The sequence below is a fragment of the Synechococcus sp. H60.2 genome, assembly GCF_047462315.1.
Taxonomy (GTDB): Bacteria; Cyanobacteriota; Cyanobacteriia; order Thermostichales; family Thermostichaceae; genus Thermostichus.
Genome location: NZ_JANSIZ010000030.1, coordinates 1 through 24,913 on the forward strand (window position 1 = coordinate 1; position 24,913 = coordinate 24,913).

Consider the following 24,913-nt stretch of genomic DNA (forward strand, 5'->3'; position numbering starts at 1 on the left):
GGGCAGAGGAAGAGACAAAAATCTCGCCGTAAAGCGGATGGGGAAACCCCACCCGCCTGCGCGGTGGGGTAGTTCATTTATCTGGACTATAGGCAAAGGGAAAGAGTGCTCACATGGGCGTTGCCAGGGGATTGCGCGGGAGGTTAGGTTTTGTAACAGTCTTCCGGCGGAGCGACCCCAGAGATGGCAACCCAAGCTTTTCTGCCGCTCTGGTTAGGCCGGCTTAGACGAAAAACTGTCCATCTGAGGGTGAGATCTTGCTGTTGAATTGCCTAGATCCTGTGTTGCTGGCTGTCGAAGCCGCTGCTTCCGTTGAGCCGCCAGTGGGAGACAACCTCTCTCCCCTGATCTTGGTGGCGGTGCTGCTGGCGTTGGTGGTTATCTACTTGGCCAGCCGCATCGCCGGAGAAATTGCCGTTCGCCTCAGCTTCCCCCCGGTGCTGGGAGAGTTGCTGGGGGGTGTCTTGGTGGGAAGTTCTGCCCTGGGGCTGCTGGTCTTTCCAGAAGGGCCGGTCTCCCCAGAGACGTTGCACAACTTGGCCCACTCCTCCGCCTTGATGCAACTGCTGCAAGTGACTGCCGGCCTCGACGAGGGATCCCTTGTGCCGGTGTTTGCCTCCCAGACTGAGATCATCAACGTCCTCTCGGAGATCGGGGTAGTTATCCTCCTATTTGAAATTGGCCTCGAGTCGGATCTGGGGGAACTGTTGCGGGTTGGCCCGCAGGCAGCGGCTGTGGCCGTTATTGGGGTTGCTGTCCCCTTTGCGGCGGGAACCCTGGGCCTGCTCTACCTCTTTCACGTGCCCGCCATCCCTGCCATCTTCGCCGGGGCGGCTCTGACGGCAACCAGCATTGGCATCACCGCCCGCGTCTTGGCCGAGCTGCAAAAACTCACCTCCCCCGAAGGCCAGGTGATCATCGGCGCCGCTGTCCTGGACGACGTGTTGGGCATCATCATCTTGGCCGTGGTGGCCAGCTTGGCCAAAACCGGAGAGGTTGACGTCGCCGATGTGAGCCTCATCATCCTCAGCGCCGTCGTCTTTCTGGTCGGCTCTATCGTCTTGGGGCGACTCCTCAGCCCCTACTTTGTGGCCCTTCTCAACCACCTGAAAGCCCGCGGCAACCCCCTTTTGCCCGCTCTGGTGTTGGCTTTCTTGTTGGCCTACGTGGGACAGGTGATCCACCTGGAGGCGATTTTGGGCGCTTTTGCCGCCGGCCTGATTCTGGGGGAAACCGACAAGCGTCAAGAGCTAGAAGAGCAGATCAAACCCGTTTCCGACCTGCTGGTGCCCATCTTCTTCGTCTGTGTCGGGGCCAAAACCAACCTCGCCGTCCTTAACCCCGCCATCCCTGCCAACCGGGAGGGGTTGATCATTGCCGTCTTCTTGGTTAGCGTTGCCATTTTCGGCAAGCTGGCCGCTGGCCTGGGGGCGTTTGGCAAGCCGGGCATCAGTCGTTACGCTGTCGGCGTGGGCATGATTCCCCGCGGCGAAGTGGGCCTGGTGTTTGCCGGCGTGGGAGCGGCCAGCGGCGTTCTCTCCGAGGCTCTCGACGTCAGCATCATCGTCATGGTGATTGCCACCACCTTCATCGCCCCCCTCTGGCTGCGGGGGGTGCTGGTGGGCGGGGAAGCAATAGAAGCCAATACGTCCGGCCCAGACGATGCCCCTCCCTCTCTCTTGGAGCTACAGGCGGAGGTCACGGAGCAAGGCCGCAAAGACGCTGCCAGTGCTCCAGAGCTCGCTCCCCCAGACTCAGGACGGGTGGGTATTCCTGAGGGTTAATCAACCCCTCAGTTGCCGCCAGATGGCCTGTACCAGCAGCCGCAGAGGGTTGCGCCGACGTGGTTTCCCATCTCGGATCCTGTCCGTCGTCTCTGCTTGTGGCGCCATCGCTTGCACTGACGGCGGGTCGAACCGCTGTATTGTGGTCGAGCGTCGATCCACCACCTCTGCCTTGACGCTGCGGAAGCCCACAGCCTGGAGACACTGCTGAAAATCGGCATCGCAGGAGCGGCGAACATAGTATTGCAGCCGCACCTGATCCCCCAACAGGATCTGATCTCCGTCCTTGAGATCCCAGCTCAGACATCTCTGCCCGTTCACTGAGATGCCGTTGGTGCTGCGCTTGCCCTCAAGATTGCCGTCCAGCAGCCGGTAGGTGTACTGGCCGTCCTTGTGCGGTAGCCGCAACAGCAGCGCATGTTGCCGGGAAACAGCTGCCGAATGGATGACAATAGCGTTGCTGGGATCCCTGCCGATAGAATAAGTGGCGGCACTGAGGGCCACGGCCCGCCGTCCCTGCTCGTCGTCGATCACTAGCACATGCCAAGTCTGGGATGAAGAGAAGGCGGAGTCGGTAGGCATGGTCTGAGCATTGGCCGGGGGTTAGCTCCGCCGAGGGGGGACTCGGCAAAAGAGAGGCTTTCCCTCATAATGATAGGACAGGGCTCCCCTAGCAGTGAGCAATTGTAAACAGCAGCTATGACTTCAGCTTCATCCCTTCTCCAGGAACTTCCCCCGATCTACCCCGGGGTGGCTGTGCGGGTCATCAATCCCAACGATACTTACTACCTCTTTGAAGGACAGGTGCAGCGGGTTACCGACGACCACGCTGCTGTCCTCTTTGAGGGCGGCAACTGGGATAAATTGGTAACCTTCCGCCTCACGGAACTGGAAGTGGTGGACAAATCCCGTCGCTAGCTTGGTTTTCCATGCGCAGCCATTGGCAGGAACCATTCCTCTGGATCTGTGCCGCTGGGATCCTCCTCTTTCCCGTGTGGCTTGGGCTAACCGTCATTGGGTTGGCCACGGGGGATCCCCTTCTGCCGGTGGGAGTAGAGCAGGCGGCAGTGGCTGTGGCGGGCATTGGGCCAGTATTTGCCATGCAGTGGCGCAAACCGTTCGACATCTTCAGCCTGTGGGTGGCCGCCATTCCTCCCGAAGAGCTCACCCCCGGCCAACGGCGTATTTTAGCTGCCTTCCTCAGCCCCGAACACAAGATCTTGACGGTATTGGCGGCACTCCTGCTGCTAGAAGTCTTTGAGCGCCTCTACGACTTTGCCCCCCTCTTTGCCTCCCTCACCCCCGGTGGCGGCACCCGCCTGGCCGGCCTGGCCATAGCCGCCTTCGGGTTTTGGGGGGCCAACCTGTTTTTCCAGATCCCCATTGCAGCCGTGCGGGTGCTCCTCCTCAGCGAGCTGGAGCTGGCCCAAATCGATCCCATCCCTGCTGAGGAGATCGAAAGCCGCTTCTCCGTTGTTGGCGATCGCCACATCCCGCTGCTGCAACGGCTGTTACGCTGGGTTGCCGCTCTGGGATCCGCAGTCCCACCCCAAGGACAAAAGGATGAAAATCAGAGACTTGACTGTAAAGTAACAGAAGTATCTGAAGCTGCCAGCTCAGATACTGAATCTGAAGGACGGGAGGCTGCCACACCGGAAACAACCCCTGACTTTACCTAGACAGGTTGCTGGGACGGATTTCCACCCCAAAGAAACTGCAGCTCGATGTTAGAGTGGATGGAATCCAGACTGTTGTCTGACCATCGGCGTTCTCCCGACCTTCGAGGCTACCGCACCGGCAATGGCGAGCAACCTTTCCTCCCGCTTGAAACAGTTCACCCAACGCCTCAGAGAAACCACCCAGCTTTCCCCGTTTTTCACCGAGCAAGCCACCAGCGAAACCCAAAACCTCGCGCGGGAGTTGGCTCAGCTTGGAGAATATGCCACCCAGCTCAGCCAGGTGGTGATGGAGGTGGACTTCCTCAACCAGCTCCATACCCGTCTCTTGAATGAGCGGGAAGTGCTGCAGCAAGAAAAAGACAACTTAGAAGCACGGGTCTTCGAGTTGCAGCAGGAGCGCAACGAGATTGAGCCCCAGGTGATGTACCTGCGTGAACAACTGAGCCAGGCTGCTTTTCAACTGGAGCAAACGCAAAACCGCGAGCGCAGCCTTAGCGAGCGGGAACGGCAATTGTCAGAGATTGTAGCCCAACTGGAGCGCCGGCGGGCCGTCCTCAACCAGGCTATCGAAAACCTCACCAACCAAGAGGCCGATTACACCGTTCGCAACAAAGAGCTGGAAGCCGTCATCAAGGATAACGAGCGCAAAGCCAAGCAATACTTAGAAGCCGCCAACCACTACCGGGCCTACTTGGAAGAGCTGAACGCCCAGATACAGGAAGCTCAGGCCAAGCTGAGGAGCCTCGGTGTTGAGCCCAAACCCACTGACCTGCCGCGGCTTGAGGATATGGAAAAGCCGACTCCCATCCCTACCCCGCCGCCCTCCACTCCCATCGGCTACCCACCACCCCAACAGTCTCCTCCACCCCAGTCGGGCGGTTACTGGTCGGACAGCCCCTTCGATGACGATCCCTGGAGCTAGGTTGCTCAGCCCACCCCCCACGACCCAGCTCTGCGGCAAAGCTCAGTGCTCTCTGCCTTGACCCGCCTTGGGAGGAGGTGGTGAGACACGTACTCTGAAGAAGAGATCCACAGGAGGGGATCCCTTCTAGGGATCCAGCGTCTAGTTGCACCCAAGCCAGACCTATGGAACCGACTGTGCCGGATTTACAAGCCCTCAGCCAATGGGATCGGCAGTTCTGCCGCTTTGCCGAGCAGCAACAGCTCCTCAAGCCCAAACAACTGGCCTTGGCCCTGAAGATCCAGCGGCAGCAGCACGGCCCCCTGGCTTTGATCCTCTGGCAGTTGGGGTTCGTGGGCCTGCAACACTTGGCCCAGTTCTGGGAGAGAGTATCTAGCGGCGCCGAGCTGCTCCGAGACGAGGCCCTCGGCTGAGAAAAGGGGCAAGAGCCCCAAGGTTCTGCGCTATCCCTCTGTGTCCCTGGAAGAAGCTGGAATCCACAAGCATAGGTCTTGCCCTGCAGTCAAGTCGATTCTTCCGGCAGCAGACCTTTGGGATCCTCTGGCGGCGGCAGATGCGCCAGATCCACAGTCGCTCCCCCCAACAGCCGGGCTTGGATCCCTTTGAGGACGACATACAGCACCGGCACCACCAGCAGGCTGAGTAGGGTTGAGACGAACATACCGCCGATAACAGCCGTGCCCAGAGATTGGCGGCTGGCAGCCCCGGCGCCACTGGCCACCGCCAGCGGGAAAATGCCCAGGATCGTGCTCAAAGCCGTCATGAGGATGGCGCGGAAACGCGTCTCCGCCGCCTGGATCGCGGCCTTGGCCAGTGGGATCCCTTGGGCAACCAGTTGGTTGGCAAACTCCACGATCAAGATCGAGTTCTTGCTGGCCAGACCGATCAACATCACCAGCCCCACTTGGCAAAAGATGTCGTTGGCCAGGCCCCGCAGCAGTTGGGCCGAGAGCGCCCCCAAAACCGCCAGCGGCACCGCCAGCAGAATGATCAAGGGATCCACATAGCTCTCAAATTGGGCCGCCAGCACCAGGAAGACGAACACCGACCCCAAAGCAAAGATCAGCGGCGCCTGCCCCCCCGACTCGATCTCTTCTAAGGACAGGCCCGACCACTCGAAGCCAAACCCCTGGGGCAGCAAGCGGGCAGCCAGACTTTCCATAGCCCGAATGGCCTGGCCCGAGCTGAAGCCCGGCAGCGGGCTGCCCTGGATCTCCGCCGAGCGGAAGAGGTTGAAATGATTGATGAGCGCCGGGCCGGTGGTCTCCTCCACCTGAACCAACGTGCTCAAGGGCAAGAGCTGCCCCTGCCCACCGCGCACGTAGAACTGGCCAATACGTTCAGGGCTGCTCCGGAAAGCCTGGTCCGCCTGGACGTAGACCCGGTAGTTGCGGTTGAACAGGTCAAAGTCGTTGACATAGGTGCCTCCCAGCAGCGTCTGTAGCGTGCCGAAGACCTCGGCCAGCGGGATCCCCAGCACCTGCGCTATGTCCCGATCCACCTTGACCTGCAACCGGGGGGAGTTGGCGTTGAAGGTGGGCGGATTAATCCGCACGCCCAGGGGGGGCTGGCCCGGCGGGGGCGGCGAGTTGCCCACAAAGAAAAAGGCGTTGGCCGTCTGCTGCAGCAGGTTGAAATCGTTCACCCCCCGATCCTGGAGTTGGAAGGTAAACCCGCCCGTGTTTCCCAGATCGGGAATGGCTGGCGGCAAAATCGGGATCACCAACGAGCGGCTGATCCCGCCCAAAAAGGGCCCGAACAGCCGGTTGACAATCGCCTGCGCCGATTGTTCCGGTCGCCGCCGCTTGTCCCAGGGCTTGAGGGTGGCGAAGATCAACCCGTTCCCCGGCGAGGGCCCAGTAAAGCTGAACCCCCCCACGATCACCTGGTTTTCGATTTCCGGGATCCCGTCCAAAATGGCGCTGGCCTGCCGGATGACCCGGTCGGTGTAGTTGAGCGAAACCCCCGGCGGCCCCTGCACAATGGTGATGAAAAAGCCCTGATCCTCATCCGGCACAAACCCCGTTGGCACGATCTGGAACAGCCAATAGGTGAGGCCCAGACAGGCGACAAACCCCGCCACCACCACCAGCCGCAGCTTCACCACCAGCTCCAGCAGCCGGCGATAGGCGGCGCGGATCCCTTCCACCGCCCGGTCAAACCAGCGCAACAGCCAAAACATCTGCTCAGAACGTGGGCGGATCAGCAGCGCCGACAACGCCGGGGCCAGGGTAATGGCATTAAACGTAGACAGGGAAACCGATACGGCAATGGTGACGGCAAACTGCTGGTAGATGCGGCCACTGGTGCCGGGAAAGAACGCGATCGGCACAAACAAGCCCAGCAGCACCAGCGTCGTGGCAATCACCGCCCCCAGCACCTCGTTCATCCCCGCCGAGGCCCCCTGCAGAGGCCGCATGCCGCGGTCGCGGATGTAGCGGGAGATGTTCTCCACCACCACGATGGTGTCGTCCACCACCAAACCGGTGGCCAAAGTGAGGCCAAACATGGTCAGGGTGTTGATGGAAAAGCCGAATAGGCGCACAAAGGCGAACGTCCCCAGCAGCGCCACCGGGATCGTGACGGTAGGGATAAGGGTGATGCGCCAATCTTGCAAAAAGATAAACAGCACCAGCACCACCAGGACGATAGCCTGGAGCAGGGTGAAGATCACCTCTTGTACCGACTCGGTGATGAACAGCGTGGCGTCGAAGGCGATCTCGTAGATCAAGCCGGGCGGGAAATTTTTCGCCAGCTCGGCCAACGTCTGCCGCACCTGCCGCGACACCTCGAGGGCGTTGGCATCCGGCTGCTTGGTGATGGCGATCCCCACCGCCTCCTGGCCGCCGATGCGGAAGAACGTATCGTAACTTCGGGCTCCCAGCTCCACCCGGCCCACGTCGGCAATGCGCACCAAGCTGCCATTTGGGCTGGCTTTGAGGACAATTTGGGCAAACTCCTCCGGCTGGGAAAGCCGACCCGTGGCCTGGACGCTGATCTGAAACTCCTGATCCGGCAGGCTGGGCTGGCTGCCGATTTGGCCGGCAGGCACCTGGATATTCTGCTGGCGCACCGCGTTCACCACATCCAGCGCCGTCAGCCCGTAGCCGGCCAGCCGTGTCGGATCCAGCCAGATGCGCATGGCATAGGTGCGCTCCCCAAAGACGATGACATCGCTAACGCCACGGATGCGCCGCAGGGCATCCCGCACGAACAGCTCGGCGTAGTTGCTCACAAACAGCTCGTCGTATTCCCCCGCCTCTGAGCGCAGCGCCACCACCTGCACAAAAGCGCTATCGCCCGCCTTTTCCACGCTGAGGCCGTTTTGAATCACTTCTGCCGGCAGCCGCGCCTGCACGCGTGCCACCCGGTTCTGCACATCCACAGCCGCTGTGTCCAGATCCCGATCCGGGCTGAAGGTGACGGTGATCTGGCTGGTGCCGTTGCTGCTGCTGACCGAGGAGATGTACCGGATGCCCTCGACGCCGTTGATCTCCTGCTCCAGCACATTCGTCACCGCCGTCTCCACCGTCTCGGCATCGGCCCCGGGGTAAACAGCGGTCACCGTCACTGCCGGCGGCGCCACCTGCGGGTAGTAGTCCACCGGCAACAGGGGGATGCTCACCGCTCCCACCAGCACGATTAGGATGGAGCAGACGCTGGCAAAGACAGGGCGGCGAATGAAAAAGTCAACAAACATAGACAGGAATCCGCATGAGGAGTAGAAGGGAGTGGCCGAGCTCAAGAGGGGAGATCTAGGGCGGGGATCCAGGTGGTCTCCCTCCTCCTTGCCTCCTCTGCTGCAAAAGCACCTCATCAACGATGGGGGCGCCATCGCGGATTTTTTGCAGGCCGCTCAGCACAATCGGCTCATTGGCCTGCAGCCCCTCCAGCACCTCGTAGCTGTTGCCGTGGATGGATCCCAGCCGCACCGGCTTTTGCACCGCCACCGCTCCAGGGGGCTGGCCCTCTTCTGCAGGATCTGCAGTCTGCACCGTGTAGACAAAGGTTTGGGCGCCCAGACGGGCTACCGCCGTCACCGGCACCAACAAAGCTGGCCGCTCCTCCCAGACGATGCGGGTTCGCACAAACTGGGCGTTACGCAACTGGCCGGCGGGGTTCTCCAGCAAGGCCTTGGCCAGTACCGACTGCGTGCCGGGATCCGCTTCAGGCGCAATGAAAGAGACTTGGCTGGTGCCGATGACCTCGCCGCCGCTATCTAGGATCTGCACCGGCGTGCCGATGCGCAGGCGGGGGGCCTGCTGCAGCGGGATGTTCAGGTTCAGCTCCAGCGCCTGGGTTTGGGTCAGGGTGGTCAAAACCGTCTGGGGTGTCACATAATCCCCCTGCCGCACCAACACCTCGCCGACAATGCCGGCAAAGGGAGCCGTGACCTGGAAAAACTGCAGTTGCACCTGCTGCCGCTCCGCCTCGGCCCGGGCCCGCTCCACCTCTCGCTCTGCCCGCAAGATGGCCGCCTCTTGGGCCCGGATCTGCTCCTGCTGGGCCGCCAAGGCTGCCTCCGCCTGGCGCAGATCGCGGCTGGACTGATCCGCTTGCGCCTGGCTAATAGCCCCCTCGGCCAAGAGGCGCAGGTTGCGCTCGTGCTGCTCCTGGGCGAACTCTGCCGCCGCCTCCAGCCGCAGCCGCTCCGCCCGCAACTGGCTGAGCACGGCTCGGCTGCTCTCCAGGTTGGCCTGGGCCGCCGCGATCCCCGCCGTTTGGCCGGCCACCGCCGCCTGTTGCTGCCGGCTGTCGATCGCAAACAGGGGCGCCCCGGCAGAGACCTGGGATCCCAGCCGCACGAACACCTGGGTTACCTGGCCGCTCACCTGGGGCCGGATGCTTGCCACCTGCTGGGATCCGAGGCTGGCGATGAACTCCGCAGTCTCCTGAATGGGCCGTTCTTCCACGGCGCCGATGGTCACCGGGGTGGGCTGGCTTTGTCCACTTCCTCGGCCTTCCATGCCGCGAGGGGGGCCCCCCGCTCGACAGGCAGCCAGCAGCAAAGAAAAACACAACAGCGGCAGAGCTGTTCGCAATCGCCTCATGATTACAACTGCTCCCACAACAGAGGCATCCCCTCTCTGCATTGGCTCAACTAACCAAGGTAATGAGCCTGTGCCTTCCTGCACCTGTGCAAAAGCGCTTGCCATCCTTCCCAATCCAGAACTAAGGTGTATGCTTAGCCAAAAGCCCAGCTTAGCGTCCAGAGCCCCAGCTCGCCGGACAACGGCCATCTTTGGCCAGACGGTTCTAAACTTGTTGCGCAAGCATCGGATCTTTTGTTACCTGACGCGAAGGCAAGTCGCTGCAGTTGAGGAAGTTGATATGAGGACTGTAGCCGTAACCTGGTTTCGCCCGCTGCAGCTCGACTGTCGTCCTCAGCACTGGCTGTGGAGCTGCCTCGGAGCAGCAGCCATCACAGCCTTCACGGCGGTTGCTGCTTGGGCGCGGCCAGTATTGGAAGTGCGCATGACCATGGGCTTGCCCATCAGCCCCAACTATTGGTACCTGGTGGCCCTCAGCCGGGCCGGCAGCCCTGGCCCCACTGCCAACCTGGTGGATCCCAATGTCCGCGTCGGGCCCAATGAGTATGCCTTTGTCCAGAACTGGGACTACCTCATCCGGGTTACCCCCCTCAACGAAGAATCGGTCTTGCAGTCCACCATCCAGCGGTTTGGCGAGCCGGAGCGAGAGTTTGCCGTCGGCTTTAACCAGGTGCGGGCAGAGCGCCTCAGCCGCGACCGCGACACCCTCCGCTTCCAGATCGACATCTCCGAGCTCCAGGGCCTGGACGGGCGGGATCAGGATATCCAGGTGGCGCTGCTCACCGCCCGTGCCCCCTTCCGCGTTGCTCCTGAAGAAACCAACCTGGCCATTGACGCCACCCGTGGCGAGCTGCCCCACTACTACCGCCTCAGCCTCTCCAACCAGCGGCAGGTGGTTGTGGACGATCCCCAGCGGCAAGAGACAGTGCGCCGCAGCCGAGAGCTGATCCAACAAAGTGGCTCTGGGGCTGCCCTCACCCGCGACCTCATCGAGGGGGGAGCTTTGGAGATTTTGGCCGCCAACATTCTTACCTTTGAGCTGCGCCTGGTGGACCGCTAGGGATCCTCTCCCCTGCAGGCCCAAGATTGCCGCCATTTCAAATCCCTTCTTTGGCAAGAGAAGCTGGGCTGGGATCCAACATCACAAACAGAAACGACTCCAGCCCTGCCAGGTAGGTGAGCACCTCCTCCTGGGCCGCTTCCTGGTCGATCCGATGGGCTTGGGCCGCCTGCTCGACCAAGCTAGCCACCGCCACTGGCCCCTGCAACAGGGATCCCAGCCAGGCCATCTGGGGGGCTGGTATGGTCAGGCGCCCACGGCTGGCCCCCGGCCAGTTCATGACAAACTCCAGTTTTTTTTCGTGGGCCTGGGCAAAGTTGTGGCGAAACTCGGCGTTGTCCATCAGGATGGGGTTGAGCTGCACCCTGCCCTCCAGCCAGTCGGCGTCGCTCCAGGGCAAGACCAAGGAAGAGCCGGGGTGCTCCGCCCAAAAGTCGATTAGGCGGTGGTCGGGGTAGATTAGCTCGTAGAAGTGGTTTTGCTCGGCAGGGGAAAGCTTGTCCAGCTCCGCCTGCAGCCAAGCCGGCATGGCCCTGTCTTTGAAGAGCAGCGTCGGATCCCAGTCGGCGTAGTCCACCAGGCAAACCAAGCCCAGCTCCGCCTCTTGAAGCATGCGCAGGAGATCCGGGAGCAAAAACCCTTTGTCGCCGGGTAAGAGGTAGTTGGCGCGGATGTTGGTGTCGTCGCTGTAGATCTGGGGATCCCAGCGCAGGGCAGCGCGTAGCTCGTCAGAGGCCAGGCTGGCCATGAACTCCCGCACCCGCCGGCAGGCTTCGGGGGTGGGCAGCTCAAACAGGCCCAGCAGCCGGAACGCCTCCTGCAGGCGGAAGATCACCTGCCGCTGGTAGGCGTGGTGCAGGTTGGCCCGCAAGATCCCGTCCGGCTTGAGCACCCGCTTAAGCGCCTTCAAGCCCGCCACGGGATCCTCAAGCAGATAGAGCACGTCGTTGAGGCTGATGAAGTCAAACCGCTGCCCCAGTTGTTCAATCTCCAACAGGTTGAGGGCATGCAGCTCCACCTCCCCAAAGCCGTGGTAGCGCAGGCGCCGCTCCGTTGCCTGCACCGACGCCGGCGAGAGGTCGCAGGCCACCAGCCGCGCCCCTGGGTTGGCCTCCGCCAAGATCAAGGTCTCCCAGCCGGAGCCACAGCCGACGTTGAGGATGGCGATCCCCTCGCTGGGCAGGATGGCGCGGGTACGGGCGTATTGGGCCGTCGTCCAGCTCAGGCGGTACAGACTACCGATGGCGCTGCGGCCCGACGCCTCAACAGGTACGTTGGGATAGGGCAGTTCCTCGTAGAGTTGCCGCAAAGACTCGGTTGTGCTGCCGGCCATGGGATCCACTCCAGGAAGCTGCTCCCTATGCTACTGCCTCAGGAACGCCGCGATGGCGTCCGCAATGGCCTCGTTGCCCCCCCGATCCAGCTCCTCCGACGCCTGGGGTGGGTGAGGGGGATCCCGCAAGAAGTCCCAGGATCCCGCAAAGAACTCTTCCGGCGAGAGGATACGATGCCAGCCGTAGCGCCGCAATCCCTCCACCAAGAGGGGCGACTCGGCAAAGCTGGAACGGTTGACACAGGCCATGGGGATCCCACAGCGCAGCGCCTCCGCTAGGGTGCCATAGCCCGGCTTGGACACCACCCAGCGGCAGAGGGGCATGACATCCACCGGGCGCCACCTCTGCCCGTCCAAAACCTGCAGGTTGGGCAAAGGGGGAGCCTTGGGGTCGAAGGTGAGAAACTGCCAGTCGGGAAAATCCAAAAGCCGCTCGTAGGGCAAGCCCTGCAGCCCCAGCCCGCCAAAGGTCAACAAAACCGTGGGCCGCTCCCGCTCCAGCCCTAGGCGCTGGGCCACCTCCTCAGCCAAGTAGCGGGGATCCGACCCCGTCAACCCCACGGGTTCCTGGTGGGGAAAGGCGCCCATAGGCTCAGCAAAGGGCAGGCGAAACAGCCGCTGGCAGCGCCCGTACAGCTCGCGGATCCAGCTTACAAAGGGCTGAAACTGGGGGCCGTACTCTTGATAGATAAAGTCCCAGCCGAAGTTACTGGCCATCCAGCAGGGGATCCCGGCGGCCTCGGCAATGGCGGCGGCAATGGGGGGCACATCCCCTAGTAGCAACGGCACCCCCTGGCTGCGGATGAACTCCGCCTCTTCTCGGATGAGGTCGGCAGACCCCGCTTGGAACGCCCGCAGGGCCACTAACGTCGCCGGCAGATCCGCCTGCAGCCCATCCGGCTGCACCACCCCCACGTCCAAAGCGCGGGGCCGATGCAGAAACTCCCCTTCCCCGTAGCGCTCCAGCAGCCAAGCGGGAGCCGGCGTCACCCAAATGGGCAGGATCTGCGGCTCCCGCCGCCGCAAAGTGTTCACCACCGCCGTCAGCCGGGTGACGTGCCCAAACCCATGGGCCGTTGCCGCCACATAGAGAGGAACTGGATTCACCGCCATAGCCTTAGGAAAGCACAGGCTGAGACTTTTCCCGCCGGGATCCCCAGAGGTTGCTGGCCAAGATGAGGCCCAGGCCCAGCAGCGATCCTGGCGCGATCGGCTCCTGCAACAGCACCGCGATCAACCCCAGCGACAGGAATGGCGTGACATAGACCCAATTGGCCAGGGATCCGCGCTCGTCCGCCAGCTCCAGCGCCCGCAGCCAGAACACAAAAGTCAGGCCCATCTCCGCCAAGCCGATGTAGGCCGCCCAGCCCAGCCCTGCTAGAGTCCACCTCAGCTCCTGCAACGGCAATAGCGCCAGGCAATAGCCGCTGCCGAAGACAAACCCCAGGAACAACTTCAGCACGGCATCCCGTCCATCCCGCACATTGAGCAGCCAGTAGAGGGCCCAAATAGCGGCGCTGCCCACCGCCAGTCCCACTCCCCAGGGATCCTCCACTTGCAGGGTGCCCCAGGAGCCCCCCGTGGCCACCAGCACCACCCCCACCAGGCTCGTTCCCAAAGCCAGCAGCAGCCGCCCGCGCAGGCGCTCCCCCAACAGCGGCACCGCCAAGAGAGCCAGCAGCAGCGGCCAGGTGTAATTTAAAGCCAGTGCCGCCTGGGCCGAGAGGCGATCATAGGCTTGGAAGAGCACCCCGTAGTAGCCAAACGGGTTGAGCAGCCCCTGCAGCGCCGACAGGCCAATTTGGGATCCCTTCTGCTGGCGGACAAGAGGCGCCCGCCCTGTTACCACCAGAACCATCCCCAAGATTAGGCAGGAGCTACACGCCGAAAAAATCAGCAAGACCGTCGGTGAGAGGTGCTGCAACCCGAACTTAAAGGCGCTGGCCGCTGTGGCCCAGCCCAAGATAGCCGCTGCCAGGTAGGCGCGGGCCCGCCAGGGATCCCTGCGCATCAAAAGCTGTCCAGATCCCTGTCTTCTGCCTTTGGCCTCGCTCCAGTGGGAAGGCCCAGCCGTGGCGCCACCACCCAGACGTAGAGCAGGTAGCCCAGCCCCACCACCACCGCCCACTTGAGAACAGTGGCGAAAACCCGGAAGACCAGCCCCACCAGCAAGATACAGCCCAAAATGGCCAAAACCGTCAGCAGTGGACGCCCCCATGTCTCAGCCCAAGTGCGAACGGCATTTTTCCCCTGAGACGAGCTCAGCGCCCCAGAGGCCGCAGCTGCCTGCTCCAGTTCGCGCTCAAGCTGTTTTAGCCGTTCTTGTTCTGAGAAAGAAAGATCCGACATAGGGAGCAGTCTCCAGAATACAGGGCCATCTCCATCTTACGAGCTGCTCCCCAAAAGCAGGGCAAGCTAGGCCCGCGCCGACGGGATCTCTTGGGCCATGGCGCGGAACAGATCTAGAGCTGGGCCAGGGCGACGGTTAGGACGCGGAGCCGGGATCTCGTTGGGCACAAAGGGCCTTTCGACCACCACTTTGGGCTTGGCAGGTGCAGCCGTTGCCGCAGAGTTAGAGGAAGTTGCCGACTGGCTTGGAGCGGATTGTCCAGGCGCCGAGCGAAAAGGCCCGGTTACAAAATCCACCAGACCGCCGAAGAGAATGCCAAAGAAGGAAAAAAGACCGCCGAACAGCTTTTTGAGAATGCCCATTTTGCCGATGTCGTAACGTTCTGCAACTGGCCACTCATTATTGTTAAGAACGGGCAGCTTGGCTATAGGTAGATATGCTTTTTTCAACCTCAGGGATCCCCCACCGGTCTGCCTGTGGCATCGAAGCGCCGCAGCGGTAGGGCCAGCTCCAGCTCCTGCAGCTCCAGGGGTTCCGAGAGGGGCCGGCTGCGCCCCAGCTCAAAGCCATCGGCTGCCGCCGGGTTCACTGCGTAGCCCATATCTGCCATCGCTCCCACCGTAAGGATGCTTAAGGGATTGGGCACCCCCCGGTCGAGGCGGCTGGTCATCAGCTCCCGACCCAAGACGCTCTCCCGCCAGTGGGAATCGCGGGATCCCTCCCCAAACTGGTTCTCTAAGGGAACAGAAGGGGCATTCCCCCCCAACGTGGTAAAAGCGGCAACCGCCCGCGGGCCAATAAAGTGGGGGTCATAGCCCGGCGGCGTCGGCTGATCCCGCTTCACCAAGCCCACCGTCAGCCCCTTGGGATCCCAGACGCTGGGCAAAAAGCCAAGCGCATGGCCCAACTCGTGCAGGGCAGTAATGGGCAGGTCGCCCCGCTCTTCCAAAGCCGAGAGGTTTCGGCTGTTGAACACAACCACAGAGTAGAAAGGCAGGCCATTGGAGGCCCGCACAAAACAGGGAGCCGCTCCCCCCAAAATCCGCTCGTCGCCCAGGTCTCTTGCCCGCACCTCCACCAATAGATCGTCGATAGGGAAATCGAGCGGCGTGCTGGGAGCCCCCGCACCACACTCGCCGGCCCGGATGTTGGTGGGCCCCAGATCCGGCTGATCCCCGACGATGATCTCCTGCCACCTCAAGGCCGCGCTGCGGACAATGGCTTGCTGGCTGGGAGTGAGGCTGTTGTCGGGAAAACGAACGTCAATGGTGAACTGAGAAACAGGGGCAGTTATCGGTGAAGGCAAAAGGGTGGGAACGGCAGTCGGAGGAGAAGAAGGGGGGAAACCACCCCCTCCCCCGCACGCTTTGAGCAGCAGTAGCAGTAGTACAGCTATCAGGGATCCGAGCAGGCGCAAGCTCCACGTTCTCCCCCCAAGCTTCCGAAAACCCTTCACACTGCCTCCAAAGGCCCCACAGCCCAGACGGATCATAGCGGTTGCCCGCATTTGCCGAGCAGGATTTGCCCTAGGCTCTGCCACCCATACCCATTCCCGAGGAGTGATCTCTAGGAGGCTGGGGAAACCCCTCTGGATCCTCAGTTGCTTGCCAATGGTATAGCTGTTGACGAGGCATGCCATTCCTAGACAAGCACCCAAAACGGTGAAAAACCCAACCGATGGCAAACGTCTAGGAAATGTCTCAGCCAACTCGCTAATGAACATACTCCCCCGCCCTAAAGGGCGAGGATTCTTGTTCCTGGTTCCACAACAGCACTTAACTAACTAGTGGCTAGTGATTAGTGACTCGTCACCAGTTACTAACCACTATTCACCACCTGTCACTACGCTAGGAGCTGTGCTCATTTCCCCAAGTGTTTCCTCTTGCGGGGTAGTTTCCTTTTACCCAAAGGTACTGTTCCACTCGACTCCCAGCACCTTCAGTGCCCGACGCAAGCTGAAATAACAGTAACCTTAAGAGTGAGCGAAGATGAGTCTGGCGGCCTGTTTTTTTGAGTCCTTTCAATCCAGCGGGTCGCAAGAACTGTCTTCCTCTTCTAGGCTCCAGCCCGCCCCCAAAGCGTCCGCCGCTGCCGCCTGCAACGCCTGAGTGTCCGCCCACAACTGCGCGGGATCCGATAGCGGATCTGACAGAGGCACCAAACGCAAGATGCGGCTCTCCTGAACCAGATCAATCACCACGCTGGGCCGTTCCCCCTCCATGCCTGCCACCTCCGAGGGGGAGGGATCCCGCAAGCAGGCGTAGTCGAAGCTGTTGAGGTTTAGGTAAAGGCTGCGATTGGCCACCAAGGTAGCCGCCGTTGCATCCTGAAACACCTCCATCACATAGCCCTCCCCCTGCTTTCGCACCCAACCATCGACGATATCGAAGTAGCGAACCCGCCCCAGATCCGCTAGGAGACGGTAAATATCCCGCTTATTAACCAAAATTCCGCTATCTACGATACAGGGTGCACAAGGACGAGTGTCTGTCATGGGCAGTCGGTCTTGAGGAGCAAGCGGATTGACAACAGGCAAGAAGCAATTAGAAGTAATGCTCAACAACAGCTAACCAACCATCGCAAATCCTCTAGAAAGTGGCCATCCCCAACAAGTCTAAGACTAGAGCAAACAAAACCAGAGAACCTCAGACAATCAAGATGAGAAAAAGCCAACAGCCCTACAAACTTAAGCCATTGCAGCAGAGCCCTTTGCTTTGCTCCAAAAAGCCTTTAGCCTGCTTCTCGGAAAGGCTCAGCTCTGGCCTCCCTCGAATGTACCACAGCTTTCCAAAAAGGGGCACAGATCTCCTCCTTCAACTATCTCCAAGGTAAAGGACAAGGGAAGCTGGTCGATAGCCAGCAAATTTTCACCTGTATATTGGGGGAAAATAGGCAGCTAAAGGGTTTGAGACACTAGATATTGTAGGTAATGGTGGGGACAGCCCATTGAGACCGAACCTCTGCCCCAGGCTGTCCCTTTCATTTAGCCGGAAAGCGATGCGCGAAGGCCCCTAGCTTTAGCTATGGGGATGAAGTGCTGTCTTTCTTATCCGTGCGAGCGTGTGATGTTTCATGCTAGCTAGGGAAGCCAAGCTGCTCAACGGAAGACCAGAGCGGTACCGAGCTCTGAATGAGGCCATTCGTATCCATTGAGTACAAGTGAGTACAAGCAGTCGGAGTAGAAACTTTCACCTGACGGGATGGCCATCACCTTCACCGACGGCAACCAGGCAGGTACCTTTGCCTTGTACTGCAACGGCAAAGCCAGACAGCTTATCCTCGGCTCCAAGATCAACCGGGTGCGGGTGGTGCGCAGAGCGGATGGATACTACGCCCAGTTCTGCCTCGACAGAGAGCGCTGGGCCCAGGGCAAGTACACCGGCCAGATGGTGGGTCTCGACCTGGGGCTGCACCACTTCTACTCCGACCAGAAGGGGAACACGGTAGATTGTCCTAAGTTTTTGCGCCGGAATGAGAAGCGGCTGAAAAGACATCAACGCAAGTTGAGCAGGACATTCGTCAAGGGAGCTGAGCGGCAGTCCAACCCCTACCACAAACGGAGAAAGAGGTTGGGCAAGGTACACCTGAAAGTCCAGCGCCAGCGTAGAGACTGAGCCATGAAGCTGGGCCGGTACGTAGTGCTCGCCTCTGGCGGTGCAGAGCACTTTGTCTAACAACGTCGTGGCGTATGAGGATTTGCAGGTGAAGAACCACCGCCTGGCCAAGTCCATGCCAGGGATCCCCACACTGCTCCTGGTTCAAACAATGACACTCTCTAACGCCAGCCTAGAAAGCCTAGAAATTATTCATCAAATGATTGTTCGAATAGCGAGGGTGTTTTTTGGCACAAAACCCACTGCGGTTCCTCGTCACGATAGTACTCTTTTTTCCAGATTGGCAGCCGATGCTTGATGGCATTAATGATGTAGCGTGTTCCAGCAAAGGCAGCAGCTCGATGGACAGCGGTAGTACCAACCCACACTGCGATGTCGCCAATCGCAAGATGGCCCTGGCGGTGACAGGCGATAGCGCCACAGAGATTGAACTTAGAGCAGGCCTCCCGGAGGATCCTTTCGCCCTCCTTCTCGGCGAGGATTTCATAAACTTCGTACTCTAAGCTGAGAACAGTCCTTCCCCTGTTGTGATTGCGCACCCAACCCTCGAAGGTTACGAGGGCACCCGCTGTGCTATCGGCAAGTAAGCGGCTGAGCTCGGTTGTTTGGATAGCAGTATCACTAATCAAAAACCGCAGCATCTAACCTCCACAGACTGGCGGAATAAAAATTACGAAGGCGTGGTCGTCGACCGGACTAGTTAGGTCACAAAATTCATGATTGACAGCAACTTTAATATCTTCCACTGCCAGCGGGAAGCCATACTTCGCCTTCACCTGCTGATACAACTCCAGGTAGCTTGCTGCATTGGTTTGGAGCACTTCTCTACTTCGTTGAGCCTGCTCCCTCAGCATCGCCACATACTGGATAGTTACAGTTTTGGTCAGAATGGACTGAGTTGTCATAGTTTCGATTACCTTGGGCTTAAAAGACGTTCAAAGGCAGCATACTCCTCTGGGGTATTGACGTTCATCAGTTCGGCCTCACAGTCAGGGGTAACTAGGGTACAGGGTTGGTCGCCAAGGACTTTAACAGGGCAGTATACCCCGGCTGCATAGGCAGCCCTCAGCACTGCTGCAGCCTGAGGAGTATAGATTGCACAGAGAGCCTCTGGAAAGCCAAGTTTGGGGTTAGCATAACAGGTCGCAACTGTTTCAGCTTGATAGTGCTCCAGTAGCTTTTGAATTGTCTTTGCTTGCAGATTGAGGAGATCGCAAGCAACAACTAACCAGTTAGCTTCGGGATGGGTGTTCAGGGCAGTCAGCAGACCACTGATTGGGCCAACGCTTTCTACTTGATCCGGCAGCGTGGGCAGCAACTCCAGTGGCGTACCCAACCACTGACCGGCACGCGCTGATAGATAAACTCGCTGGCAGTAGGGTTGTAGCAATTCATAGAGATAGGCAGCATAGGGTTTGCCAGTGTGTTTCAGCAGAGCCTTATCCCGGCCCATGCGCTTGCTCTGTCCCCCTGTAAGTACCAGACCGTAGAGAGGACGCTCCAGGAGGGCGTTTTTGCCGCCGGACTTGGTCACTAGGCGGGTGTCTCGAATACAGATGTGGGGTGACACCGACTTGCACATGTCGTAGATCGTCAGCGCCGCTACCGAAGCACCACAGAGGGCCTCCATTTCAACGCCTGTTTTGGCGCTGGTTTTGACGGTGCAGTGAACAGTTACAAGCAAGCGATCATCAATTTTGATATCAAAGGTGCAGCTCTCGACGGGAATCTGGTGACAAAAAGGGATCAGTTGCTCAGTCTTTTTAACAGCCATAGTACCCGCGATAACTGCTGTCTGAAACACCACTCCTTTCTCGAGGTAAATATCTTGACCAACAATATATGTACTCAAAGCGGGCGGCAGTTGAACTATTGCTTGAGCTGTCGCTACTCGCAAAGATGCAGATTTGTTACTGACATCCACCATCTGCGGTTGGCCCTGAGCATCAAGATGCGCCCATACACGATCAGCCTCACCCATAGATCTAGCCCCCTAAACTGTACATCGGATGTAAAACCTGCTCGATCCTGCGCATTGGCTTCATCCCTAAAAGCTGTTGGTAAATCTGTCGGCGTTGTTCTGGTGTCACATCACGGATTGACAAGCCGTTTTCGGTAAATAGGCAAGCAAAGAGACGTCCATCGGCGGTCAAGCGCCAGCGCGAGCAGGTGCTGCAGAAAGGTTGCGACTCGGAGGCAATAAATCCGATTTTGGCAGCCCCATCGACTGTGAAGTAGAATGCTGTAGAATCAGGTACCGTCGGCAGCTGGGTTAGGGTATAGCGTTCCTTTAGGCGAGCAATACACTCTTGTGCTGAAATGTAGCGCTCATCATAAATATGGTTGGCATAGCCAATCCGCATCAGCTCCAAAAAGCGAACTGTCACACCTGTCTCGCGAGCAAATTCAACAAAATCAAACAGCTCATGATCGTTGACGCCGCGCATCAGAACTGTGTTGAGCTTGATGCTAAACCCCTGAGCAATACCCTCCCGGATATTACGAAGAATATCGGCAAGGCAGTCTCGGTGTGTGATCCAGGCTTCAGTAGCAGGCTGAAGGCTGTCGAGACTGATGTTAAGATTATGAACATTGGCAGCTTTAAGGACATCCCAGTAGAGGTGCAACAGCACTCCATTGGTCGTGAGGCTGAGGGAGGGAATTTTCAGCTCAGCAAGCCCCTGCATGATTTCGGCAAACTCGCGCCGAACCAGGGGTTCGCCACCTGTGATACGAACTTCCTCGATGCCATAGTCCAGCAGCTCACCGATAATGTCTTTGTATTGCTGCGGACTTAGATAGCTGCTTTTGTCCATGAACTCAGGATACAGGGGCATACAGTAGCGACAGCGCAGGTTGCATTGATCGGTCAGGGAGACCCTCAGCTTGCGAATGCGGCGGTTCCATTGATCAACTAGTTGCATCCTAGTACCAGGGATAGAATAAAAAGACTTCGCCAGCCTTAAAGACCACTTGATCTTGGGGGAGCTCTACAAAGCCATCGCTGGTTGCCAGAGCAACAAAGTCGCCAGAGCTCTGAGGCATGATTAGTGTGAGGGCTTGGTTGCTACCAAGCTTGGCAGGTACAAAAAAAGTGAGATTAGGCTCAAAGGTAATGGTCTCACCCAGATAGCCGGAATAAACGGTGCAGTTCAGCAGATAGCGATGCAGACACACAAGAGCTGAGACAGGATTGCCTGGTAGCCCCCAGACAATGGTGTTAGCTTGATGATCAATGCCAAACCACATCGGCTTGCCCGGTTTTTGGGCGACACCGTGAATATAGGCAGTAACGCCACAATGTTGCCAAATTCGAGGTAAGTAGTCGCGTTTTCCCTTCGAGATACCGCCGGTGTAAATCAAGAGGTCATAGCTTTGGGTGTTAGTTTGGTAGTGGGCGATAATGCTAGCCGAATCATCGGGGATGTGGTCAATCTCGACCTCGGTGTAACCGTAGGCGAGGAGAGCAGCTCTGAGGGCGTAAGCGTTGGAGCATCGCAGTTGATAGGGTGTGGGAGTTTGCTCGATGGAGACCAATTCATCACCTGTGGCTACAAGTTTGATGCGGGGAGCTGCTTCGACTTGGACATGGCTGTAGCCGAAGGAGGCTAGAATGCCGATATGAACGCTCTTGAGGGTAATGCCGGGGTGGAGAACGAGTGCCCCTGCGATGCAGTCGCTGCCTTGTCGATGAATAAAATCACCTCTGCTGCGCTCAACTTCATAGGTGATGGTAGCGACTCCCTGCTCGATACGAATCTGCTCGTAGGGGACGACAAGATCGCTACCCAGCGGCAGGGGACAGCCGGTCATCACTTCGAAGCACTGCTGCGGGTCGGCCAGCGTGGCAGCGCTTACCCCAGCGGCAGCCATGCCCGCAACCCTAAAGCGGCGCTGCCCAGCGGCATAGGCAGCGTAGTTAATGGCAATGCCATCCACCATGACGCGGTTAATCGGCGGGTAGTCACGATCGGCATAGATCGGCTCAGCAAGAACCCGGCCTGCGCACTTCGCGATTGGGATCGACTCGGTTCTAGGTGGCAGCCACTGGGCTTTGATAACGGCTTCAGCTTCTTGGACGCTGATCATAAGCGCTGAAAGTAAGGCCAACGAATGGAGTGTCCGAGTATGAGCTGCACCTACCCTAGCAGCGCTTATCTTGGCTCCAGGGTGAGGAGAATTCCTGAAAGGCAGGTACAAAGTTACGGTTTTCGTGCTTGGAGCAACTAAGCTTAATGAGGGCAAAGCGCTGCAAGGGCGTTAGCTTTTGCCACAGCTCAAGGGTCAGCACAACCCCCCTGGCTGCTGCTTGCTCAAGGACGCTGGCAGGGATTGCGGTGGCATCTTCCCAAGCCGGTTTTGGATCAACAGGCAGCTCACTAGGTTGTTCTTGGCAGACATTTTCAATAAGGTGAATCAGGTACTCGCGGTAGGTAGCACGGTCGGCAGCAGTATCAGTTGGTCGGTCAATCAAGCTTTGGCGCTGCTGACGACTAAAACGCAGCCACTGATATAGTTTGAGTTTGATGCCACACTGATCCAGCTTCAAGCGCACAACCATAGGGATGCAGCGGAGGCTATCGGCAAAGTCTTGCTCGAACTGAAAGATCATCGCGTTACCCAAGACATAAAGTGGGCTTAGATTGACAGGGGTTCGATGCGACTAAGTCTGACGGCACAGGCTTTAAGTTCAGGTTGCTTCGAGCTAGGGCAGGCAACTGAGTGAGTGAGGGCATTGCAGGCGGTATCTTCACCCCACAATGGTCCCCAATGCATCGGCATAAATACCGTGCCGGGGCTGATCGCCCGAGTTATTTTAACCGGGAGGGTAGCCTTGCCTCGCCGTGATTCAACCCTTACCCAGTCGCCATCGGTGAGCCCTACCCTGTCAGCATCACGGGGGTGAATCTCGAGAAAAGGCTGGGGGTGCATTGCTCGAATTTTGGCTACATGGCCAGTACGGGTTTGGGTGTGCCAATGGCCATAGAGGCGTCCTGTAGTGAGGACATAGGGATAGTCGGGATCCGGTGGTTCGGCAAGGCCGTGTGAATGACTGGCGATGAAACGAGCGCGACCTGTAGGCGTTGGAAAGTGGTGATTGGTATAGAGGTTGCGGGTCTCGATTGGTCCAGTACGGGGATAAGGCCACTGTTGGGGGCCTTGGTGCAGGAGCTCATGACTGAGGCCAGAAAGATCACAGGGACGCCCAGCAGTAAGACTGACATATTCGGCAAAAACTGCTGCGCTATCGGCAAAGCTAAACGCCTTGGCAAAGCCCAGACGGCGGCCTACTTCCGCCCAAATTTCCCAATCAGCCCGTGCTTCACCGGGGGGATGGCGCCACGCCGGACAGAGGGTAACGCGGCGCTCGGAGTTGGTCATGGTGCCCGTTTTTTCACCCCACTGAGCAGCAGGCAGCACCAGATGCGCGTAGGCAGTGGTTTCGGTAGGAAAGTAGGCATCTTGGACAATCGTGAAAGGCGATCGCGAGAGCGCTGCTGCTACCCGGTGCAGGTCGGGCAAGCTCACCAGCGGGTTGGTGGCGGCAATCCAGAAAACATCCAGGGCGCCAGCCTCCAGAGCGCCAATCATCCCGAGAGCATCGAGGCCAGGCTCAGGATTGATTGGGCCAAGCTGCCAATACTGCTCCACAGCAGTGCGATCTTCCGGGTTCGTAACCTTGCGATAGCCGGGCAAGAGGTGGGCCAAGCCACCCGCCTCTCGGCCGCCCATGGCGTTAGGCTGCCCCGTCAGCGAGAACGGCCCTGCCCCCGCAAAGCCTATTTGGCCAGTGAGCAAATGGAGATTGATAAGACTTGTAACCTTGGCAGTACCTTCGCTGGACTGGTTAAGCCCCATTGACCACATGGAAAGGGTTTTCCGGGAGTGCTGCCAGAGTCGAGCGAGGGCAATTACATCCTCAATTTCTATGCCGCAGCGACTAGCCACACGCGCAGGAGTGTACTCGGCCACCAGAGCTGCATAGGTCTCAAAACCTTCGGTGTGTTGGGCAATGAAGTCGTGGTTGATGGCCCCCCACTGAATGAGTAGATGGGCAATACCATTGAGCAAATCAATGTCGCTGCCTGGAGCAATCCCAAGATATAGATCTGCACCCTCAGCCGTCTCGGTACGGCGGGGATCCACAACCACCACCTTCAAACTCGGGTCACTCTTGTGGCGCTTGCGCAGGCGATTGAACAAAATTGGGTGGCACTCAGCGGTGTTAGTGCCGATCAAAAAGGCAAGCTCACAGCTATCGAGGTCAGAGTAGCTACAGGGAGGGCCATCTGAACCCAAGCTTTGGCAGTAGCCCTCCACGGCAGAGGACATGCAAAGGCGCGAGTTGCTGTCAAAGTTATTACTGCCCAGGCAGCCCTTGAGTAGCTTTTGGGCAACGTAATAATCTTCAGTATGCAACTGCCCTGAACCATAGATCGCAATTCGCTCGGGGCAACTCTGGCGAATGCGCTCCACGATCAAATCCAGCGCTTGATCCCAGCTAATCAGCTGAAAATCATCGCGGAGGCTGGAGCGATAAAGAGGCACGGTGGCACGGTTGTGATCAAGGGTTTCGAGAAGAGTGGCACCCTTAACACAAACCATGCCTTGACTGGAGGGATGAGACCGATCCCCGCGAATTCTTGTGCCGCCAGCCAGAATTTCCAGGCCACAACCAACCCCGCAGTAGGGACAGAGGCTACGCACGTTATCCATTGCTGATTCTCATCTGAAGCTGGTTTACTCCTCCTGGGCAAAGTGACGGTGGAGAAAGTCGAGGACTTTGTTGCTTGGGTTGCAAAGCTTGGGTGCCGCAGGGATCCCAACAGCCAAGCGGGGAAGGATGCGGCCATGCTCAAGCCCTTCACGCAGGCCAATATAGGGGTGTCGCCTCCAGATCTTTGGTAATGTGTACTACCGTTTGTTACCTCTTATGCAGTTATGTCATCTTAAAATGCTCATTCAGCATAAAAGGTGCTTTCTGCTCCAGATCAGCCCTCAAACTCAGCAAGCGATAGCTAGATTGAGCAGCAACGGGCCGGCCGCCCTTGGCTCAAGGAGGCATCCCTTACCTACAAATCGCTTCTGATGAAACCTGCTGCCTCAGGGATCCATAGCT

General features: G+C 59.0%; 24 protein-coding genes. 7 read left to right on the forward strand and 17 right to left on the reverse strand.

Going from position 1 to position 24,913, the window contains the following annotated elements; genetic code table 11:
* The first annotated feature begins 281 nt into the window (after positions 1-281).
* Positions 282-1,784: a cation:proton antiporter gene (locus NW845_RS06425; protein ID WP_414377596.1), complete on the forward strand. Its 1,503-nt coding sequence runs from the start codon at positions 282-284 to the stop codon at positions 1,782-1,784.
* Here the strand turns inward: NW845_RS06425 and NW845_RS06430 are convergent, their stop codons facing one another.
* Positions 1,785-2,366: an FHA domain-containing protein gene (locus NW845_RS06430; protein ID WP_414365859.1), complete on the reverse strand. Its 582-nt coding sequence runs from the start codon at positions 2,364-2,366 to the stop codon at positions 1,785-1,787.
* Between the two features lie 117 nt (positions 2,367-2,483).
* On the opposite strand from NW845_RS06430, the gene NW845_RS06435 reads away from it, so the two are divergent.
* From NW845_RS06435 to NW845_RS06450, 4 genes are all read left to right on the forward strand, one after another.
* A complete protein-coding gene (locus tag NW845_RS06435) occupies positions 2,484-2,702 on the forward strand; it encodes an NAD(P)H dehydrogenase subunit NdhS (RefSeq protein WP_414365858.1) in 219 nt (72 codons plus the stop codon).
* Between the two features lie 11 nt (positions 2,703-2,713).
* The gene (locus NW845_RS06440; protein WP_414377599.1) at positions 2,714-3,463 is read left to right on the forward strand and encodes a low-complexity tail membrane protein; all 750 of its coding nucleotides are present in this window, start codon (positions 2,714-2,716) and stop codon (positions 3,461-3,463) included.
* A 121-nt stretch (positions 3,464-3,584) separates the two neighbouring features.
* Positions 3,585-4,385: a hypothetical protein gene (locus tag NW845_RS06445; RefSeq protein ID WP_414365856.1), complete on the forward strand. Its 801-nt coding sequence runs from the start codon at positions 3,585-3,587 to the stop codon at positions 4,383-4,385.
* Positions 4,386-4,549: 164 nt separating this feature from the next.
* A complete protein-coding gene (locus NW845_RS06450; RefSeq protein ID WP_414372633.1) occupies positions 4,550-4,798 on the forward strand; it encodes a DUF2949 domain-containing protein in 249 nt (82 codons plus the stop codon).
* An 89-nt stretch (positions 4,799-4,887) separates the two neighbouring features.
* Here the strand turns inward: NW845_RS06450 and NW845_RS06455 are convergent, their stop codons facing one another.
* Both NW845_RS06455 and NW845_RS06460 read right to left on the reverse strand, forming a co-directional pair.
* Positions 4,888-8,085, reverse strand: a complete 3,198-nt coding sequence (locus NW845_RS06455; RefSeq protein WP_414377602.1) for an efflux RND transporter permease subunit — start codon at positions 8,083-8,085, stop codon at positions 4,888-4,890.
* A 55-nt stretch (positions 8,086-8,140) separates the two neighbouring features.
* Positions 8,141-9,436, reverse strand: coding sequence for an efflux RND transporter periplasmic adaptor subunit (locus NW845_RS06460; protein WP_414377605.1), 1,296 nt, complete (start codon positions 9,434-9,436; stop codon positions 8,141-8,143).
* A 280-nt stretch (positions 9,437-9,716) separates the two neighbouring features.
* On the opposite strand from NW845_RS06460, the gene NW845_RS06465 reads away from it, so the two are divergent.
* Positions 9,717-10,496 carry a hypothetical protein gene (locus NW845_RS06465; RefSeq protein ID WP_414332523.1) on the forward strand — a complete coding sequence of 260 codons (780 nt, stop codon included), beginning with the start codon at positions 9,717-9,719 and terminating at the stop codon, positions 10,494-10,496.
* A 37-nt stretch (positions 10,497-10,533) separates the two neighbouring features.
* Here the strand turns inward: NW845_RS06465 and NW845_RS06470 are convergent, their stop codons facing one another.
* From NW845_RS06470 to NW845_RS06500, 7 genes are all read right to left on the reverse strand, one after another.
* Positions 10,534-11,829, reverse strand: coding sequence for a class I SAM-dependent methyltransferase (locus NW845_RS06470; protein ID WP_414377608.1), 1,296 nt, complete (start codon positions 11,827-11,829; stop codon positions 10,534-10,536).
* Between the two features lie 30 nt (positions 11,830-11,859).
* Positions 11,860-12,942 carry a glycosyl transferase gene (locus NW845_RS06475; protein WP_414377610.1) on the reverse strand — a complete coding sequence of 361 codons (1,083 nt, stop codon included), beginning with the start codon at positions 12,940-12,942 and terminating at the stop codon, positions 11,860-11,862.
* Between the two features lie 4 nt (positions 12,943-12,946).
* Positions 12,947-13,840, reverse strand: coding sequence for a DMT family transporter (locus tag NW845_RS06480; RefSeq protein ID WP_414332529.1), 894 nt, complete (start codon positions 13,838-13,840; stop codon positions 12,947-12,949).
* A complete protein-coding gene (locus NW845_RS06485) occupies positions 13,840-14,178 on the reverse strand; it encodes a hypothetical protein (protein ID WP_414377612.1) in 339 nt (112 codons plus the stop codon). The genes NW845_RS06480 and NW845_RS06485 overlap by 1 nt, the downstream gene beginning before the upstream one ends.
* Before the next feature lie 66 nt (positions 14,179-14,244).
* Entirely contained in the window at positions 14,245-14,628 is a 384-nt protein-coding gene (locus tag NW845_RS06490) for a hypothetical protein (RefSeq protein ID WP_414332533.1), read from the reverse strand.
* Positions 14,629-14,630: 2 nt separating this feature from the next.
* Positions 14,631-15,485, reverse strand: a complete 855-nt coding sequence (locus NW845_RS06495) for a leishmanolysin-related zinc metalloendopeptidase (protein ID WP_414365848.1) — start codon at positions 15,483-15,485, stop codon at positions 14,631-14,633.
* A gap of 714 nt (positions 15,486-16,199) precedes the next feature.
* Positions 16,200-16,625, reverse strand: a complete 426-nt coding sequence (locus tag NW845_RS06500; protein ID WP_414377615.1) for a hypothetical protein — start codon at positions 16,623-16,625, stop codon at positions 16,200-16,202.
* Between the two features lie 754 nt (positions 16,626-17,379).
* Between NW845_RS06500 and NW845_RS06505 the strand changes: the two genes are divergently transcribed.
* On the forward strand, positions 17,380-17,793 hold the full coding sequence (locus NW845_RS06505) for a transposase (protein ID WP_414377617.1): 414 nt from the start codon (positions 17,380-17,382) through the stop codon (positions 17,791-17,793).
* A 188-nt stretch (positions 17,794-17,981) separates the two neighbouring features.
* Here the strand turns inward: NW845_RS06505 and NW845_RS06510 are convergent, their stop codons facing one another.
* Genes NW845_RS06510 through NW845_RS06540 form a run of 7 tightly spaced genes read right to left on the reverse strand, consistent with a single transcriptional unit; the run spans position 17,982 to position 24,510 of the window.
* A complete protein-coding gene (locus NW845_RS06510; RefSeq protein WP_414335721.1) occupies positions 17,982-18,434 on the reverse strand; it encodes a molybdenum cofactor biosynthesis protein MoaE in 453 nt (150 codons plus the stop codon).
* The gene (locus NW845_RS06515; protein ID WP_414377620.1) at positions 18,435-18,698 is read right to left on the reverse strand and encodes a MoaD/ThiS family protein; all 264 of its coding nucleotides are present in this window, start codon (positions 18,696-18,698) and stop codon (positions 18,435-18,437) included.
* Positions 18,699-18,706: 8 nt separating this feature from the next.
* The gene (moaC, locus tag NW845_RS06520) at positions 18,707-19,774 is read right to left on the reverse strand and encodes a cyclic pyranopterin monophosphate synthase MoaC (protein ID WP_414377623.1); all 1,068 of its coding nucleotides are present in this window, start codon (positions 19,772-19,774) and stop codon (positions 18,707-18,709) included.
* A gap of 4 nt (positions 19,775-19,778) precedes the next feature.
* Entirely contained in the window at positions 19,779-20,717 is a 939-nt protein-coding gene (moaA, locus tag NW845_RS06525) for a GTP 3',8-cyclase MoaA (RefSeq protein ID WP_414377625.1), read from the reverse strand.
* A gap of 1 nt (position 20,718) precedes the next feature.
* On the reverse strand, positions 20,719-21,882 hold the full coding sequence (locus NW845_RS06530) for a molybdopterin molybdotransferase MoeA (protein ID WP_414372611.1): 1,164 nt from the start codon (positions 21,880-21,882) through the stop codon (positions 20,719-20,721).
* Between the two features lie 55 nt (positions 21,883-21,937).
* Positions 21,938-22,405: a nitrate reductase associated protein gene (locus NW845_RS06535; RefSeq protein WP_414377628.1), complete on the reverse strand. Its 468-nt coding sequence runs from the start codon at positions 22,403-22,405 to the stop codon at positions 21,938-21,940.
* Between the two features lie 26 nt (positions 22,406-22,431).
* Positions 22,432-24,510, reverse strand: coding sequence for a molybdopterin oxidoreductase family protein (locus tag NW845_RS06540; RefSeq protein ID WP_414377631.1), 2,079 nt, complete (start codon positions 24,508-24,510; stop codon positions 22,432-22,434).
* Positions 24,511-24,913 lie beyond the last annotated feature (403 nt).

What these genes read in the sequence shown, in the direction of transcription:
- NW845_RS06505 (WP_414377617.1), top strand. Translation starts at nt 17,380, where the DNA reads ATGGCCATCACCTTCACCGACGGCAACCAGGCAGGTACCTTTGCCTTG.
- NW845_RS06510 (WP_414335721.1), bottom strand. Translation starts at nt 18,434, where the DNA reads ATGCTGCGGTTTTTGATTAGTGATACTGCTATCCAAACAACCGAGCTC.
- NW845_RS06435 (WP_414365858.1), top strand. Translation starts at nt 2,484, where the DNA reads ATGACTTCAGCTTCATCCCTTCTCCAGGAACTTCCCCCGATCTACCCC.
- NW845_RS06485 (WP_414377612.1), bottom strand. Translation starts at nt 14,178, where the DNA reads ATGTCGGATCTTTCTTTCTCAGAACAAGAACGGCTAAAACAGCTTGAG.
- NW845_RS06450 (WP_414372633.1), top strand. Translation starts at nt 4,550, where the DNA reads ATGGAACCGACTGTGCCGGATTTACAAGCCCTCAGCCAATGGGATCGG.
- NW845_RS06540 (WP_414377631.1), bottom strand. Translation starts at nt 24,510, where the DNA reads ATGGATAACGTGCGTAGCCTCTGTCCCTACTGCGGGGTTGGTTGTGGC.
- NW845_RS06440 (WP_414377599.1), top strand. Translation starts at nt 2,714, where the DNA reads ATGCGCAGCCATTGGCAGGAACCATTCCTCTGGATCTGTGCCGCTGGG.
- NW845_RS06470 (WP_414377608.1), bottom strand. Translation starts at nt 11,829, where the DNA reads ATGGCCGGCAGCACAACCGAGTCTTTGCGGCAACTCTACGAGGAACTG.
- NW845_RS06455 (WP_414377602.1), bottom strand. Translation starts at nt 8,085, where the DNA reads ATGTTTGTTGACTTTTTCATTCGCCGCCCTGTCTTTGCCAGCGTCTGC.
- NW845_RS06465 (WP_414332523.1), top strand. Translation starts at nt 9,717, where the DNA reads ATGAGGACTGTAGCCGTAACCTGGTTTCGCCCGCTGCAGCTCGACTGT.
- NW845_RS06480 (WP_414332529.1), bottom strand. Translation starts at nt 13,840, where the DNA reads ATGCGCAGGGATCCCTGGCGGGCCCGCGCCTACCTGGCAGCGGCTATC.
- NW845_RS06430 (WP_414365859.1), bottom strand. Translation starts at nt 2,366, where the DNA reads ATGCCTACCGACTCCGCCTTCTCTTCATCCCAGACTTGGCATGTGCTA.
- NW845_RS06530 (WP_414372611.1), bottom strand. Translation starts at nt 21,882, where the DNA reads ATGATCAGCGTCCAAGAAGCTGAAGCCGTTATCAAAGCCCAGTGGCTG.
- NW845_RS06445 (WP_414365856.1), top strand. Translation starts at nt 3,585, where the DNA reads ATGGCGAGCAACCTTTCCTCCCGCTTGAAACAGTTCACCCAACGCCTC.
- moaC (WP_414377623.1), bottom strand. Translation starts at nt 19,774, where the DNA reads ATGGGTGAGGCTGATCGTGTATGGGCGCATCTTGATGCTCAGGGCCAA.
- NW845_RS06535 (WP_414377628.1), bottom strand. Translation starts at nt 22,405, where the DNA reads ATGATCTTTCAGTTCGAGCAAGACTTTGCCGATAGCCTCCGCTGCATC.
- NW845_RS06460 (WP_414377605.1), bottom strand. Translation starts at nt 9,436, where the DNA reads ATGAGGCGATTGCGAACAGCTCTGCCGCTGTTGTGTTTTTCTTTGCTG.
- NW845_RS06515 (WP_414377620.1), bottom strand. Translation starts at nt 18,698, where the DNA reads ATGACAACTCAGTCCATTCTGACCAAAACTGTAACTATCCAGTATGTG.
- moaA (WP_414377625.1), bottom strand. Translation starts at nt 20,717, where the DNA reads ATGCAACTAGTTGATCAATGGAACCGCCGCATTCGCAAGCTGAGGGTC.
- NW845_RS06475 (WP_414377610.1), bottom strand. Translation starts at nt 12,942, where the DNA reads ATGGCGGTGAATCCAGTTCCTCTCTATGTGGCGGCAACGGCCCATGGG.